Consider the following 15946-nt stretch of genomic DNA (forward strand, 5'->3'; position numbering starts at 1 on the left):
GCCGTCTGCGCGGGTAAACGGCGGCGATGGTCAGGCAGGTCAGAGGATGCTGAACGGGAAGTACTTGTCGTTGATCTTCTTGTAGGTGCCGTCGGCGATGATTTCTTTCAAGGCTTCGCTCAGCTTGTCGCGCAGCGGGTCGTCTTTGCGCACCGCGATGCCGATCTTGTCGTCAACCGGAAGCGCATCACCTTTGAACTCGAAGCTCTGGCCTTCCTTGCCTTTCAGCCACTCGTAGCTCGCGTATTTGTCGCCGAGCAGTGCGTCGAGGCGGCCCGACGCCAGGTCGAGGAAGGCGTTTTCCTGGGAGTCGTACAGCTTGACGGTCACGTCGTCGCCCCAGTTGTCTTCCAGCCACGTCCCGGACAGGGTCGCGCGTTGGGCGCCGATGGTCTTGCCCTTCAACGTTTCCTTGATGGCGGCCAGGTCGCCGCTGAGGTTCGTAGTCTTAGGCGCGACAAATTGCAGTTTGTTGGAGTAGTACGGAATGGTGAAATCCACGGCCTGCTTGCGTTCTTCGGTGATCGACATCGACGAGATCAGGAAGTCGAACTTCTGCGCATTCAGGGCTGGAATGATGCCGTCCCAATCGGAGGTGACGGTCTCACAGGTCACTTTCATCTTGGCGCACAGGGCGTTGCCGATCTCCACGTCAAAGCCCACCACCTGACCGCTGGCGTCTTTGTTGTTGAACGGCGGATAGGCGCCCTCGATGCCCATTTTCAGGGTGTCGGCAGCAAAGGCGCTGGAGGCCATGGCCAGGGTGGCGGCAGCGGCCAACAGAATGTTTCTCAGGGTCTGCATCGATGTTGCTCCGTTAGCGATTGCTGGACATGAATTGTTTGCAGCGCGCCGACTGCGGGTCATCGAAGACCTGGTCTGGCGAACCTTGTTCTTCTATCAGCCCTTGGTGCAGGAAGATCACTTCGCTGGACACCTGCCGGGCGAAATTCATTTCGTGGGTCACCATCAGCATGGTCCGGCCTTCGTCGGCCAGGCCACGAATAACACTAAGCACTTCCTGCACCATCTCGGGATCGAGGGCAGACGTGGGCTCATCGAACAGAATGACCTTGGGCTGCATCGCCAGCGTGCGCGCAATCGCGGCACGTTGCTGCTGACCGCCCGACAACTGTGCCGGATACGCATGACGCTTGTCGGCGATTCCCACTTTGGCCAGCAATGCTTCGGCAACTTCGGTGGCCTCGGCCTTGCTCTGCCCCAGCACGCGGCGCGGCGCCTCGGTGATGTTATCGAGGACGGTCATGTGCGGCCAGAGATTGAAATTCTGAAAGACAAAGCCGATCTCGCTGCGCAGGCGGTTGATCTGACGGTTGTCGGCAGCGATCAGTTCACCTTTGCGGGTGGCTTTGAGCTTGAGCTCTTCGCCTGCCACGAGAATCTGCCCCTGATGCGGGTTCTCCAGCAGATTAATGCAGCGCAGCAGCGTCGACTTGCCTGAGCCGGAGGAACCCAGAATCGAGATCACGTCGCCATCGCGCGCACTCAGCGAGATGCCCTTGAGCACGTCGAGTTCGCCGTAGCGCTTGTGCAGATTGCGGATTTCCAGGGCGGGCGTGGCCTCGGCCATGTTCAGTCCTCGTGTATTCGGTGGGCTCATCGGGTTGTCGAGTGGACGCAACCTGGCGGCGGCAGCAGCCATGCTGCGCGAGGCCTTTTGAGGATGAGCTTGATGAGCGCCGGCGCAGAACGCCGTTGCGCAAAAAGGGCGCGATGGTGCCAGCTTTAACCGCCGTGGGGAAGGGTGTTCCGGCCATTGCGGGGATTGACGGCCGTTAATGTGCGCTTATTTGGTGCTATTTCATCTTGAGTGTGTATTTTCGGTGCGGCTAATCGTCACCCTCCTGTTGCTCCAGGTAACGTTTCCTACGCGACTGGCGAATTGCTATTGCATTCATGGACTTGCGTAAATGGTCTGGAGCGCGCGTATCCCGCTGCGACGTCGTATCTGAAACATCCTGGCGTAATTCTTGCGTAAAAAATAAATAACAGAGCTGTTGTGTTCTCTTTACGAAGAGCCGCCACGCGTCCTGATCCGTACAGAAATCCTTCTAAGGTTGGTTCCATGAGCAGTACACCCAACGCTTCAAACCTTGAACAAGGGCTCAAACCGCGGCACATCACCATGCTGTCCATCGCGGGCGTCATCGGCGCTGGCCTCTTCGTCGGCTCCGGCCACGCGATTGCCGAAGCCGGGCCGGCTGTGCTTCTGGCCTACGGCGCCGCGGGTACGCTGGTGGTGCTGGTGATGCGCATGCTGGCGGAAATGGCCGTCGCTTCGCCGGACACCGGTTCTTTTTCGACCTACGCCGACCGCGCGATCGGGCACTGGGCCGGCTTCACCATCGGCTGGTTGTACTGGTGGTTCTGGGTGCTGGTCATCCCGCTGGAAGCCAACGCCGCCGCGACCATCCTGCACGCGTGGTTCCCGAACGTGGCGATCTGGGCGTTCACGTTAGTGATCACCCTGCTGCTTACCGCGACCAACCTCTTCAGCGTGAAGAACTACGGAGAGTTCGAGTTCTGGTTCGCGCTGATCAAAGTGCTCGCGATCATCGGCTTTGTGGTGCTCGGCATTGCGGCGGTGATGGGACTTCTGCCGAACAGCCAGGTCAGCGGCGTCAGTCATTTGTATGACACGCAGGGTTTCCTGCCTAACGGCATGGGGGCGGTGCTGGCGGCGATGCTGACCACCATGTTCTCGTTTATGGGGACGGAGATTGTCACCATCGCGGCGGCAGAATCGAAGAATCCCGGCCAGCAAATCACCAAGGCCACCAACTCGGTGATCTGGCGGATCTGCCTGTTCTATCTGCTTTCGATCTTCCTCGTCGTTTCGCTGGTGCCTTGGAACGACAGCCGTCTGGCTGAAGTGGGTTCGTACCAGACCGTGCTCGATCTGATGGGCATTCCAAACGCCAAGCTGATCGTCGACATCGTCGTGCTGGTCGCCGTGACCAGTTGCCTGAACTCGGCGCTGTACACGGCTTCACGCATGCTCTTTTCCCTCGGCAAACGTGGCGACGCCCCTGCTGTTTCCCAGCGCACCACCAAAGCCGGCACGCCTTACTGGGCGGTGCTCCTGTCGACCGGCGCTGCGTTTGCTGCCGTGTTCGCCAACTACGTCGCACCTGCGGCGGTGTTCGACTTCCTGCTCGCAAGCTCGGGCGCCATCGCACTGCTGGTGTATCTGGTCATCGCCGTGTCTCAGCTGCGTATGCGCCGCAAGCGTGAAGCAGAAGGCCAGGCCGTCGACTTCCGCATGTGGCTGTTCCCCGGCCTGACCTGGGCAGTGATCGTGTTCATCGTCGCCGTGCTGACCATCATGCTGTTCCAGGAAGGCCACCGCATGGAGATCATTGCCACCGGGCTGCTGAGCCTGATGGTCGTGGCTGCTGGCCTGATCGTGTCGAGCCGTCGCAAAGCGGGGAAGGCAGGCAAGGTTGTGCTGAATTGATGGAGCAGTGAGTCGGTTGTGACCGACCGCTGTCGAGAAGCCGCTATCAGGGATGATGGCGGTTTTTTTTCGTCCCGATGATCGGGTCGCGGTGGGGGTCAGTGTCTCAGCGCATCCTGCGCAGCACCGATTTCCCCCGCACTTGATGCAGCACCACTGCGGCCAGATGCAGCGCCACCAACCCTGCCAATGCCGCGCACAGGACGTGATGCAACTGATGCAGCTCCAGCAGCGCGATTTTTGAATGGATGAGCTGTGGCAGCGGCACCAGCGCCAGCAGCATGACCGGGTGGCTCATCATCAGCACCCCGGTAATCAACACGCCGGCTACTGCCCCGTAGATCGCTTTGTGCGCAGCGCTGGCCAGTCGCGCCTGGACGTTTTTAGCGGAGGGCCGCGCAGGGGCTTTCACCGCCAGCCACAAACGCCAGGCAAAGAACGGAATAAACAGGCTGGTCAGTTGGGGATTAAACGACTCGACCCATTGCCGAAACGGGTCGCTCTGGTCGAGCAATGCCACGCCGAAGCCGCTGAATGTCGCCCACAGGATGACGGCCGCGGACAGCCAATGCAGGAAAATTCGGGTTCGGGAGTAAATGCTCGTTTCGCCTGACGTCGGTGCCGGCAAAGCGGTGTTTAGAGGTGTCAAAACGGCCAGCCTTTAGTTGAGAAGGAGTTGCATTCTCGTAATGGCGCAAAGCTACCGTTTTGACCGGGGTCATGTAAATCAAAAAACGTTTTAAGAACGCCCGCCTGCACCTTTCGCGTTCTTTTTCTGCAGAATCACGGACGCTTCGTTGTAGGCAGTCTGGAAGGCGTCGCTGCCGATCCATTCAACGGCCGAGTCTTCATCTTCATCGTGGAACAGCCCGCGGTAGGTGATCAGCAGGCCCATCATGAAGTCGGTCGCCGGCTCTTCGTCTTCTTCGGCAATCACCAGCTCCAGCACCGGGTATTGCAGGAAGACCACGCACAGCGCCAGCAAGCTGACTGATTCGGCCTGCTTCATTGCTTCGAACAGGTCGTCGAAATCCGCAGGGTCGAAACCGTTTTCTTCGATGTCTTTGAAATCAAACGTGCTCAGGTCGATCTCGACGTCATCGAAAGGCTCGTTGACGAAGGCATGGTTGAGCACAGGGTGAATAACGCTCGGCCGGGCCTTGCCGGAACGGTTCTGCTTGGCTTTGGCCTTTGCACGCTGGGCGCGTTTTTGCTGTTTGTCGGGGGAGGCCATTACGGCGGTTCCTTGTGCGGTGCAGCCATTCGCATGGCCCAGGATCATCGGGCGCGTATTGTATTCAGTCTTGCGCCGGTTCGTCGTGCTTGTTGCGGTCGATCCCCAGCATCTCCATCGTGGATTCCATCTCGATCTCGTCGAGAATCGCGCGGAAGGCCTCGTAGAAGTCATCGTCGTGAATGCGCGCCCTGACGGTAGCCTCATCCAGTCCGTGGGCCCACATCAAGTAAGCGCCAAGCGTGTTCACCAGCACGTCGAGGTAGTCGTCGAAGTCGATGTCGTAGAAAGCGTGGGCGGCTATGGGACCTCTGGCAAAGGCATCGAGCAGATCGAGGAACCCTTGCTGCTCGGCAAGCTTGAGCACTTCGTAATGCGCGAGGCGTTGCTCCTGAGAAGGCTCCGGCGCAGGGGAGTGATACACCTCCGCTATCAGCATTTCGTCCTCAGTGATCGACATCTCGTCGGACTCGCCTCTTATCACCGCCGCCATCGCCTCCCGCTCTTCTTCGTCCATGGTTTCAAGGATGTCCGGCTCTACGAAATTCTTCAGCAGGGTATCGTCGTCCAGCAGCGCTGCGTCGTCGTCCGAGACGAAATCAGGCATGAAGTAATCCGGGACGATCGGGTTGGGAGTCTGCGGATGCTGGCGAGCGACACGCTGCTCTTTGGCTTTGGTCTTGGCGCGCTTGGCTCGTTTTTGTTGCTTGCTGACGGATGCCATCACGAAGCTTCCTTGGTTAGCTCAAGCCTGCGATGTTAATAAATTGCGCCCAATAAAAAACCCCTGAATCTTTCGATGCAGGGGTTTTTCGGTATTTATGGTGCCCAGAGACGGGGTCGAACCGCCATCCATAGGTCGCGTATACAAAGCGCGGATGGATTGTCCCGAGTGCTCTGCAGCAGCCGTCTTCGGTATTCAGCTCACGCCTTGGATTCGAATGGTCCGCCTTTAAAACGACTTTCAGGGCGATGTGAGGCTTCTTATTAGTTTTTGTCCCGCCAGTCACGCGCCAAGCGTGCCAAGTATTTCATGGTATTCCGATCGCGAGCCCTACCATGGGCATCAGGCCATAGAAAGGCAAGCAACAGAAATCTGTGCTCCTCAAGCTCGCCTGGAACGTACACAAGTGCTGCATCCTCGCCGGGTCGGTTTCGAGGACAGCACCTATCATGCTGCGCAACGCCTTGGGGGAATCTGGCGGGTGGGATCTTGATATGGATGTGCATCAGGCAAGCCTGAAGAGCTTGAGGAGGCTGCGTATAGGGGGCGTCACGACCAAATATGCTGGGTGTGCGCATGCGCCCCGACCGTACGTATTCAGTGAATTCTGTTTTTAGGATTTCCGACAACCGTGCGTGCTTCAGCTCTACAGGCTCAAAGAACTCAGCAAAGGTCCCTTTATGAAACTCTACCTCGACCTCCATTTCGTGCCTTAGGCGAGTTCCTGAATTCTGCGAGTGGTGTGGTCGGCCAGCGCCCTAAGCGCCTTGGAATCGGCCGCGCTTTCAAATTCTTCAGGAATCATGAAGAACTGGCGGTAGTAGGTGTCGAGCGTGGCCAAACGATTGCGGGTTTTGGCAACCGTGCGACGCAGAGATAGGTGGTCAGCAGACAGCTCCACGGGCACGACCGCATCCCTAAGGCCAGATTCAAGCACACGAATCGCGCTAAGAAGCTGGCTATTTCGTAGGAATTTCTCGTCTTCGAATATCCCGCGCTTCAGCGTGACCTGCAAGGCTTCGCTATAAATCCGGTCTAGATCCATCCAGCCAGAGTTCAGCTCAGCAAGCTCTTTACGCAGCTGGTTGAGGCGATTTTGTTTGGCAGAAACCTCGAACGGAGGCATCTGATACTGCGGAGTGGCAACAGTCGAGTAATCCCCGATCAACGCAAACGCAGCAACGATCATTCCTTGAGCTGCTGTTTTCATCGACATTGGGACCTCCTATGTTGCGTGAATTGCGGCGGTGAATCTGAGGCTCGCGATTATGTTTATCGGCAGCCATAAGTCAATCTTTAACCATCCCAGCAGCGGCCGCTTATCCGGAAACCTAAATCGACCGGGAGACTGTAGCGCAAAAAATAGACTCCTTCTGATCCTTTTTCCCGATAGGTGTCGTAGGAGAATGCTTACAAATAGGGCCAGCTACCTGGGTGCCCCAGTTGCAGGGCATGCACTGCCTGTTCTGCTCGTATGGGCTAGGCCATGTGCGTGTTGCGCCGCGGCTGTGCGCGCCGCAACATAGGGCTTGAGGAGGTTTCAGGGACGGGGCGATGCAAGCAGATCAGCTGCTTTCTGTTGAATCGGCAAGGCTTCTTTAAGCATTCCCGCAACGACACCAACGTTTGCACTAAGTCCCGGGACACTTGCGGTTGACCCCCGCTACTTCCGAAGCCGGCTTTGAGCCGGAGGAGGGGGCGACTTCGAGGCAGAGGCTGCTGGCATCGGTCAGCCGGTAGAGCTTGTCAATTGTTTTGGCAGTGCGGATGGTGGCATCGGAAAGTGGGAGCTGGCCCCCTGCATGCTGCGCTGGTGCATTCCCGGCGTGTGTGAGTAAATTTATAGACCGAACTTGGTCTACTTACGAATCTGCGCACATCTGTTTGGGCTTATTTTATTAAGGATGGTGGGTAACCACAGACAACAAAAAGCCCGCACGAGGCGGGCTTCTTGTGTGTTTTCAGGTGTGCTTGGCATCACCTGAAAACGAAAGGTGGTGCCCAGAGACGGAATCGAACCGCCGACACGGGGATTTTCAATCCCCTGCTCTACCGACTGAGCTATCTGGGCAACGGGGCGCATTAAACGTGTTTTTCAGGAGGTCGTCAAGCGGGGTGTCGAAAAAAATCTGAATTATTTCCTCCGCTTACGACGAACACTGTCTGCGAAGGGTTATTCGGCAGGGGGAACATAGCCGTCGGCCTTGGCGTATTCCTCGCCGGACAGGTATTTGTCCATCTCGGTCTGCAGGAATTTGCGATCTTCGGCGTTCATCATGTTCAGACGACGCTCGTTGATCAGCAGGGTCTGGTGTTTCTGCCAGTCGCCCCAGGCTTTCTGCGAGACATGGTTGTAGATGTCTTCACCTTTGGCGCCCGGATACGGCGGACGGTCCAGGCCAGGCAATTCTTCTTTGTATTTGCGGCACATCACGGTGCGGGTCATGAGGACTCTCCTGCATTCAATACGTCGGCTGCGTTTTTCAGCAGTTTCTTCACCGGGGCGGCAAGGCCCAGGCGCGGCGGGGTGGCGAGGTTATACCAGAGCCAGTCGTCCTCGGCCACGTGATGGGCGGACGCGCGGACCCGGACCAGCCAGGGTTCGATGCTTAGCTGAAAGTGGCTGAACGTGTGGATCAGGCCCGGCAAGGCTTGATGCTCGCCCAGCTCAAGGGCGTGCTGGTTGGCCAGATGCTGCATGTCGTTGAAGTCGTCCAGTTCCGGCAAGCTCCATAGCCCGCCCCACAGCCCGGTCGAAGGGCGGCGATACAGCAGAATCGCGCCTTCGCCGTTGGCAAAGATCGGCATCAAGGTGCGCTTTTGCGGCACGACCTTGCGCGGCTTAGGAATTGGATAACGGGTTTCCTGGCCCAGCATGTGGGCTTCGCAGCCACGCTCGAGGGGGCAGAGCAGGCAGCTGGGTTTGGTCCGGGTGCAGAGCGTGGCACCCAGATCCATCATCGCCTGGGTGTAGTGATTGACCCGGCTGTGCGGCGTGTAGCGCTCGGCCGTGGTCCACATCTGCTTCGCCACTTTGGGCTCGCCGGGATAGCCTTCCTGGGCGGTGAAGCGGGCGAGTACGCGCTTGACGTTGCCATCAAGGATCGGCGCGCGCAGGCCCATGCTGATGCTGGCAATCGCGCCGGCCGTTGAGAGGCCGATACCCGGCAGCTCGACGAGCTTTTCCACGTCGCGGGGGAATTCTCCGCCGTGCTCGGCCACCACGATTTTCGCGGCCTTCTGCAGGTTGCGCGCGCGGGTGTAGTAACCCAGCCCGGTCCACAGATGCAGGACCTCATCTTCCGGCGCGTCGGCCAGAGCCTGCACGGTAGGCAGCGCTTCCATGAACGTGTCGAAATAGCCAAGCACGGTGCTGACCTGGGTTTGCTGCAGCATGATTTCCGACACCCACACGCGGTACGGGGTGATGTCGTGTTGCCAGGGGAGGTCGTGACGGCCGTGGCGGTCGTACCAGTCGAGAACGGCGGAGGAGAACTGCTCGGGTTGCATCAAGGGTTCCGGTGATCAAAGAAGTTGGGTTGCTATATCCGCAGCCAGACGCCGCGCTGTCGGCGGCCAGTCAAAATGAATGTGGGAGTGTGCTCACTCCCACCACTTAACTGCGCGGCGCCTGTTAGTCAGGCTTAACGCTTGAACAATCCCTTGATCGCGTCCTTAAGCTCGGGACTGACCTTGTCCCCCAGCTTTTCATCGATCTTGTCGCCAATCCGGTCGCCTGCCAGCTTTGCAGCGACCTTGCCCAGGCCGTCGTTATCCAGACGACAGGCCTTCGCGCCCATTTCCAGCGGGCCACGGCAGAGCACCGGCCATTCGATGCCGACAAAGCGCGGGTTCACTTCGCAGGCAGGGTCCGGCATGTCGCTCTTGTCGCCTTCGATGATCACCCCGACGCGATAGTTCATGCCCATGACGCGCAGGTCGATGTCGCCATCGCCGTTGACGGTCAGGCCCGGGGTACGGACTTTCAGGTCCGGGTTGCTGGCCACGCCGTTGCGGAACACCAGATTGCCATTCAACTGCTGGAAGGGCGTGTCCTTGCCACGCGGCTCGCCGCTCAAGCTCTTGCGGTTGAGCGTCGAGATGCCGCGGCAGAGCTGCTGCTCGAGGTTAGCGTTGACCAGCACGCCGTCGTTCAGCGCAAAACTGGCAGTACCGTTGAGGCTCTCGACCAGCGCCTTCTCGCTGTTGCCTTTGGCGGTCACATCGCTGTTGAGGTTGAGCAGGCCGCGCAGAGGCGGCGTGGTGCCCTGGCTCTGAATGAAGTGTTCCACCGGCACTTTGGCGATACGGGTCTGCACGCTGGCCAACGGCACCTCGGGACGCGCGTCGAGATTGCCCTTGACCTCGAAATTACCGTTGTACAGATCGCCGCGCAGGCTGTTGACAGTTATCACGCCATCGAGCGCCGAGGTTTTCAGCGCCGCATTCTGGATCGGCAGTTTCTCCAGGGTCAGTTTGCCGAAGCTCAGATCGGCGTCGACATCCAGTTTGCGCAGGCGCTCAAGCGGCAGCAGCTTCGCGTCGCTCCAGGCGCCTTGGGTCGGCTGATTCGGCAGAGGCGAGGTGCCTGAGGCCACCATGGCTTCGGCCTCGGCGCCCTGAACTTCGGCTCTGCGAGCGGCGCCCGCGCTCTTCGCCTGCTCGCCTTCTGGCTTGCGATAGCGGTCGGCGTCGAACGTGTCGGCCTTGAGTTGCAGGCGCAGGGATTGCTTGGCGAAGTCCTCCACGGCGATGTGGCCGCTGATGGTGCTGTCGTCGAGTTTCACCGTGAGGTCGTCCAGCGCCACGCTGTTCGGCGTCGCCGCGATGCGGGTGACCAGTTCCAGTTTGTTCAGGCTGCCGTCACCAAGGGTCGGCGCAGGCTGGCCGATGTTGTCGAGGAAGTCGCGCAGGTTGAACTGCGCAATCGAAATGCCCCCCGTGAGCTGCGGGGTCTTGTCCAGGTCACGCACATGCAGCTCGCCGATGGCGCGCAGCTGGTTGGCGGACAGCTTCAGGTTGGTCCATTCCGCGACGTTGGCGGACATGTCTGCCAGCAACTGGCCCTGGGCCGAGAACGTCAGCGTCTTGCCCTGAAGTGGATCGCCCGTCACATCACCCGAGAAACGCATGTCGTCGAGCTGATAACGCTTGAGGGCGCGATCAAAGCGCAGCTTGCCCGTCAGTTCGGTTTTGGTGCGCACGACGGGGTGATTGGTGCTGAGGAATGCGGTCAGTTTCAGCGGGATATCGGTCGCGTTGTGGATCGGGCCGGTGCTCAGCTGAATGCTCTCGGCGGTGAACTGCCGGGCCTTGGGAATATCGTTGAAATCGATCCGCGCGTTGTTCACGGTCAGGCTGTCGATGTCCAGCTTGAGCGGCTGCCACGGCTTGTCGGGCTTGGCCGACGCGGTATCAGTTGGCGCATCCGGCGTGGCGGGGGGCTGGGCTGGATTGGCCGCGGTGGCGGGCACTTTGCCGATGTCTTCCCAGTTGCCGTGGCCGTTTTCATCGCGGGTCAGCGTCAGATTCAGGCCCTCGACGCGCACGTCGCTCATCTGAACTTCTTTGCGCAGCAGCGGCAGCACGCGCACGGACAGCCCGAGCATCTGCAAGTCGGCGAAGGGTTTGGTCGGCTCGCTCAAGGTGGCAACGCTGGCGTCGTGCAGCTCCAGGCCAAGCCATGGAAACAGGCTCCAGCCGATGTCGCCATTGAGCGTCAGCTCGACATGGGCGCGATCGCGAACCAGTTTTCGAATCTCGTCTTTGTAGTCGTTGGGATCAAAAAAGTGGGTCAGGGCAAAGCCAAGAGCCACGATGATCAGCAACAGCCCGAGAAGGGTGAGCCCCAGGATTTTGCCGAACGCTTTCATGGGCGAGTCCTTGTGTCGAGTCGTTCAAAATTTAGCCCGCGAGTATAGCGTTCTCACGCAAGCACCGGGTTTTGGATCGCCATAGACGTTGCCGATCGAGTTGGCGGCGACCTGCACAGTGACAGACGGCACTAAAAAGGTAGTAGCAGAATGCTTTCTTTTAGGCCGCAAATGGTAATCTCGCGCCATTCGCCAGCCGTGCTGCGTCGAATTGTCACGTAAAGAGATGTCCTGCCGATAAACCACCGAGGCCTGCGTGCTTTAAGAGTGGTGGTGGGGCTATGTCGCTGTTCTTGCGGGATACAACTATAAATTGGGGGCAACAATAAGATGACTACGAGCACTGCTCTGGGCGGTACTGCCGCTCAGCCTGCGTTCTTGTCCAAAGAGCGCATTATCGCCAAGCGCGGTTTCAACCGTTGGCTGGTTCCGCCAGCTGCATTGGCAATCCACTTGTGTATCGGCATGGCCTATGGCTTCTCGGTGTTCTGGCTGCCGCTGTCCAAGGCAATCGGCATCAAGACCGCTGTCGCCTGCCCGGCTGACATGGGTTTCTTCGAGCAAGTCATTTCGTCCAGCTGTGATTGGCCGATTTCCATGCTCGGCTGGATCTATACCCTGTTCTTCATTTTCCTGGGTTGCTCCGCAGCGATCTGGGGCGGCTGGCTGGAACACGCAGGCCCGCGCAAGGCCGGTGTTGTATCGGCACTGTGCTGGTGTGGTGGTCTGCTGATCTCGGCGCTGGGCGTTTATACGCACCAGATCTGGCTGATGTGGATCGGCTCGGGCGTGATCGGCGGTATCGGTCTGGGCCTGGGTTATATCTCGCCGGTCTCGACGCTGATCAAGTGGTTCCCGGACAAGCGCGGCATGGCGACCGGCATGGCGATCATGGGTTTCGGCGGTGGCGCGATGGTTGGCGCTCCGCTGGCAACCGCACTGATGAGCCACTTCGCCACGCCTGACAGCGTCGGTGTCTGGCAGAGCTTCGCGGTGATGGCGGTGATTTACTTCGTCTTCATGATCGGCGGTGCACTGTCCTATCGCGTTCCGCCGACCGGCTGGAAACCTGAAGGCTGGACCGCTCCTGCGAAGAAAGCCAACAGCGCGATGATCACCAACCGTCACGTGCACGTCAGCGTTGCGTGGAAGACCCCGCAGTTCCGTCTGGTCTGGCTGGTGCTGTGCCTGAACGTTTCGGCAGGTATCGGCATCCTGGGCATGGCTTCGCCCCTGCTGCAGGAAGTGTTCGGCGGCAAACTGCTGGGCAACGATCAGCCTTTCGGGCAGTTGGATGCCTCGCAACTGGCGGCCATCGCGGCCATCGCAGCGGGCTTCACCGGTCTGCTGAGCCTGTTCAACATCGGCGGACGTTTCTTCTGGGCATCGTTCTCGGACTACATCGGCCGTAAAGCCACCTACTTCGTGTTCTTTGCCCTGGGCTTTTTGCTCTACGCATCGGTACCGACACTGGGTCACCTGGGCAGCGTTGCGCTGTTCGTGGCGGCGTTCTGCGTCGTGCTGTCGATGTACGGCGGTGGTTTCGCAACCGTTCCGGCGTACCTGGCCGACCTGTTCGGTACGCAAATGGTCGGCGCGATCCATGGTCGTCTGCTGACCGCCTGGGCTGCCGCTGGCGTGCTCGGTCCGGTGCTGGTGAACTACCTGCGTGAGTATCAGCTGAGCCACGGCGTTGCACGCGCCGATGCTTACGACATCACCCTGTACATCCTCGCGGGTCTGCTGGTATTGGGCTTCATCTGCAACCTGCTGGTGCGTCCGGTGGCCGACAAGTACTTCATGACTGACGAGCAGTTGAAGGCTGAGCAAGCTTTCGGTCACGATGTCGGTGCCGATCACAGCACTTCGCTGGAATGGAAAGCCGATCCAAGCACCAAGCCACTGGCGATTCTGGCCTGGCTGGCAGTTGGCATTCCGTTGGCGTGGGGCGTGTGGATCACTCTGCAGAAGACTGCGGTGTTGTTTCACTAAAGCTGATCGAGGCAGCCTGAGATGTATCAGGCTGACCTGAAACCTGTGGGCGCGACCGGGGTGGCGATCCACCTTGCTCGCGAAGACGGTCTAACAGTCGACAGAGATGTCGAACGTCAGGGCCTATTCGCGAGCAAGCTCGCTCCCACATTTTTTTGCCTGAATGTATTTGCTTGTACACACATGTCTATCGCATGCGGCCGGCATTTCCCTCGGTCCGGCATCGCTCGCTTCATGTTTCTGTTTCCCCGCCACACGCCTATAATGGCCGCCTTTTCGCCCAATGATTTAGCGGAGCTGGTGATGGCCGAACGTATGGTGTTCGTCGAGCGCGACACCCTGGAAACCCAGATCAAAGCCTCGATCAACCTGGATGGCACCGGAAAGTCCCGATTTGATATCGGCGTTCCTTTTCTTGAACACATGCTCGACCAGATCGCCCGTCACGGGCTCATCGATCTGGACATCGAATGCAAAGGCGACCTGCATATCGACGATCACCACACCGTGGAAGATGTCGGCATCACGCTGGGTCAGGCGTTCAGCAAAGCCATCGGCGACAAAAAGGGCATCCGTCGCTACGGCCACGCCTACGTCCCGCTGGATGAAGCGCTGTCGCGCGTGGTCATCGACTTCTCCGGTCGGCCTGGCCTGCAGATGCACGTCCCGTACACCCGCGCCACCGTCGGCGGCTTTGATGTGGACCTGTTCCAGGAGTTTTTCCAGGGCTTCGTCAACCACGCCAATGTCACGCTGCACATCGACAACCTGCGCGGCCACAACACCCACCACCAGATCGAAACCGTCTTCAAGGCGTTCGGCCGTGCATTGCGCATGGCAGTGGAGCTTGATGACCGCATGGCTGGCCAGATGCCGTCGACCAAAGGCGTGCTGTAATGCAGACCGTCGCTGTTATCGACTATGGCATGGGCAATCTGCACTCGGTGGCCAAGGCGCTGGAGCACGTTGGCGCCGGTCGCGTGCTGATCACCAGCAACGCCGACGTCATCCGTGAAGCCGACCGTGTCGTGTTCCCCGGGGTCGGCGCGATTCGTGACTGCATGGCTGAAATCCGCCGCCTGGGCTTCGATGCCCTGGTGCGTGAAGTCAGTCAGGACCGTCCGTTTCTCGGCATCTGCGTGGGCATGCAGGCGCTGATGGAGCGCAGCGAAGAGAGTGGCGGCGTCGATTGCATCGGCGTATTGCCCGGTCAGGTGCGCTTTTTCGGCAAGGATCTTCACGAAGACGGCCAGCATCTGAAAGTCCCGCACATGGGCTGGAACGAGGTGGCGCAGGCCGTGGATCATCCGCTCTGGGCCAACATTCCGGACATGGCGCGGTTCTATTTCGTACACAGTTACTACATCGAATCGCCCAACCCGCAGCAGATTGTCGGACGTGGCCATTATGGTCATGACTTCGCCGCCGCCTTGGCCGATGGCTCACGTTTCGCCGTGCAATTCCACCCCGAGAAGAGCCATACCCATGGCCTGCAGTTACTGCAGAACTTCGCGGCGTGGGACGGCAGCCGGTAATGAGCAAGAAGACCAAGCCGCCGATCCTGACCCTCACTCCCGAGCAGGAGAGCGAGGCGTGCCACACGATCAAGCGGTTCATGGAAGACCGTTTCGAGTTGGACCTGGGTTCGTTCGAGGCGGCTGAAATTCTGGAATTGTTCACCCGCGAGATCGCACCGCATTACTACAACCGGGCGATCTTCGATGTTCAGACGCACCTCAAGGAGCGTTTCGAAAGCATCGAAAGCGACTTGTGGGCGTTGGAGAAGAGCAGCTAGAAGCGTCAAGCCTCAAGCTGCAAGAATTAGTAGAGATGCGACTTGCAGCTTATGGCGTGCGGTTCGCGGCTTTTAGACGAAGGAAAAGCTGATGCTCATTATTCCCGCGATCGACCTTAAAGACGGCGCATGTGTACGTCTGCGCCAGGGTCGGATGGAAGATTCCACGGTGTTCTCCGATGATCCGGTGAGCATGGCTGCCAAGTGGGTCGAAGGCGGTTGCCGTCGCTTGCACCTGGTTGACCTGAACGGCGCATTCGAAGGCCAGCCGGTCAATGGTGATGTCGTGACCGCGATTGCCCGCCGTTACCCGAACCTGCCGATCCAGATCGGCGGCGGTATCCGCTCGCTGGACACCATCGAGCACTACGTCAAAGCCGGCGTAAGTTACGTGATCATCGGTACCAAGGCGGTCAAGGACCCTGACTTCGTCGCCGAAGCCTGCCGCGCGTTCCCGGGCAAAGTGATCGTGGGCCTGGATGCCAAAGACGGCTTCGTCGCCACCGACGGCTGGGCTGAAGTCAGCACCGTGCAGGTGATCGACCTGGCCAAGCGCTTTGAAGCAGACGGCGTCTCGGCCATCGTTTATACCGACATCGCCAAAGACGGCATGATGCAGGGCTGCAACGTCCCGTTCACCGCCGCGCTGGCTGCCGCGACCCGCATTCCGGTGATCGCTTCGGGCGGCATTCATAACCTGGGCGACATCAAGGCGCTGCTCGACGCAAAAGCACCGGGCATCATCGGCGCAATCACAGGCCGTGCGATCTATGAAGGCACGCTGGATGTGGCCGAGGCTCAGGCGTTTTGTGACAGCTACGCAGTCAGCTCCGAGCAGTAAGCTTCAAGC

16 protein-coding genes and 1 tRNA gene are annotated in these 15946 nt (G+C 59.3%); 6 read left to right on the forward strand and 11 right to left on the reverse strand.

The window, feature by feature from the left end:
• Positions 1-39 precede the first annotated feature (39 nt).
• Together IFT99_RS05865 and IFT99_RS05870 are read right to left on the reverse strand one after the other, a co-directional pair.
• Positions 40-804 carry an ABC transporter substrate-binding protein gene (locus IFT99_RS05865; RefSeq protein ID WP_065987399.1) on the reverse strand — a complete coding sequence of 255 codons (765 nt, stop codon included), beginning with the start codon at positions 802-804 and terminating at the stop codon, positions 40-42.
• 13 nt (positions 805-817) lie between these two features.
• Complete coding sequence (locus tag IFT99_RS05870; protein ID WP_192131027.1) at positions 818-1591, reverse strand: ABC transporter ATP-binding protein; 774 nt, start codon at positions 1589-1591, stop codon at positions 818-820.
• Between the two features lie 495 nt (positions 1592-2086).
• Between IFT99_RS05870 and gabP the strand changes: the two genes are divergently transcribed.
• Positions 2087-3478 (forward strand): GABA permease, encoded by a 1392-nt coding sequence (gene gabP / locus IFT99_RS05875; protein ID WP_065987397.1) that lies wholly within the window; start codon positions 2087-2089, stop codon positions 3476-3478.
• Positions 3479-3584: 106 nt separating this feature from the next.
• On the opposite strand, the gene IFT99_RS05880 is transcribed toward gabP, so the two are convergent.
• The 9 genes from IFT99_RS05880 to IFT99_RS05920 form a co-directional block, all read right to left on the reverse strand.
• Positions 3585-4127, reverse strand: coding sequence for a cytochrome b (locus tag IFT99_RS05880; RefSeq protein WP_192130791.1), 543 nt, complete (start codon positions 4125-4127; stop codon positions 3585-3587).
• A 90-nt stretch (positions 4128-4217) separates the two neighbouring features.
• Positions 4218-4712, reverse strand: a complete 495-nt coding sequence (locus tag IFT99_RS05885) for a hypothetical protein (protein WP_192130793.1) — start codon at positions 4710-4712, stop codon at positions 4218-4220.
• Between the two features lie 64 nt (positions 4713-4776).
• Positions 4777-5436, reverse strand: a complete 660-nt coding sequence (locus IFT99_RS05890; protein WP_192130795.1) for a hypothetical protein — start codon at positions 5434-5436, stop codon at positions 4777-4779.
• A 263-nt stretch (positions 5437-5699) separates the two neighbouring features.
• Positions 5700-6140, reverse strand: coding sequence for a type II toxin-antitoxin system YafO family toxin (locus IFT99_RS05895; protein ID WP_192130797.1), 441 nt, complete (start codon positions 6138-6140; stop codon positions 5700-5702).
• 8 nt (positions 6141-6148) lie between these two features.
• A complete protein-coding gene (locus IFT99_RS05900) occupies positions 6149-6652 on the reverse strand; it encodes a hypothetical protein (RefSeq protein ID WP_192130799.1) in 504 nt (167 codons plus the stop codon).
• 779 nt (positions 6653-7431) lie between these two features.
• Positions 7432-7507 (reverse strand) — tRNA-Phe (locus IFT99_RS05905).
• Between the two features lie 102 nt (positions 7508-7609).
• Complete coding sequence (locus tag IFT99_RS05910; protein WP_192130801.1) at positions 7610-7882, reverse strand: oxidative damage protection protein; 273 nt, start codon at positions 7880-7882, stop codon at positions 7610-7612.
• The gene (mutY, locus tag IFT99_RS05915) at positions 7879-8946 is read right to left on the reverse strand and encodes an A/G-specific adenine glycosylase (RefSeq protein WP_192130803.1); all 1068 of its coding nucleotides are present in this window, start codon (positions 8944-8946) and stop codon (positions 7879-7881) included. Before mutY ends, IFT99_RS05910 begins: the two co-directional genes overlap by 4 nt.
• Before the next feature lie 134 nt (positions 8947-9080).
• Entirely contained in the window at positions 9081-11309 is a 2229-nt protein-coding gene (locus IFT99_RS05920; protein WP_192130806.1) for an AsmA family protein, read from the reverse strand.
• Positions 11310-11639: 330 nt separating this feature from the next.
• Between IFT99_RS05920 and IFT99_RS05925 the strand changes: the two genes are divergently transcribed.
• From IFT99_RS05925 to hisA, 5 genes are all read left to right on the forward strand, one after another.
• Positions 11640-13301, forward strand: a complete 1662-nt coding sequence (locus tag IFT99_RS05925) for an OFA family MFS transporter (protein ID WP_065987389.1) — start codon at positions 11640-11642, stop codon at positions 13299-13301.
• 303 nt (positions 13302-13604) lie between these two features.
• Positions 13605-14198: an imidazoleglycerol-phosphate dehydratase HisB gene (hisB, locus tag IFT99_RS05930; protein ID WP_065987388.1), complete on the forward strand. Its 594-nt coding sequence runs from the start codon at positions 13605-13607 to the stop codon at positions 14196-14198.
• Positions 14198-14836, forward strand: coding sequence for an imidazole glycerol phosphate synthase subunit HisH (gene hisH, locus IFT99_RS05935; protein ID WP_192130808.1), 639 nt, complete (start codon positions 14198-14200; stop codon positions 14834-14836). The genes hisB and hisH overlap by 1 nt, the downstream gene beginning before the upstream one ends.
• Complete coding sequence (locus tag IFT99_RS05940; protein WP_037016295.1) at positions 14836-15096, forward strand: DUF2164 domain-containing protein; 261 nt, start codon at positions 14836-14838, stop codon at positions 15094-15096. The genes hisH and IFT99_RS05940 overlap by 1 nt, the downstream gene beginning before the upstream one ends.
• A 91-nt stretch (positions 15097-15187) precedes the next feature.
• Positions 15188-15937: a 1-(5-phosphoribosyl)-5-[(5-phosphoribosylamino)methylideneamino]imidazole-4-carboxamide isomerase gene (hisA, locus tag IFT99_RS05945; RefSeq protein WP_192130810.1), complete on the forward strand. Its 750-nt coding sequence runs from the start codon at positions 15188-15190 to the stop codon at positions 15935-15937.
• Positions 15938-15946: the final 9 nt, after the last annotated feature.

Source organism: Pseudomonas sp. CFBP 8772, assembly GCF_014841665.1.
GTDB classification, from domain to species: Bacteria; Pseudomonadota; Gammaproteobacteria; order Pseudomonadales; family Pseudomonadaceae; genus Aquipseudomonas; species Aquipseudomonas graminis_B.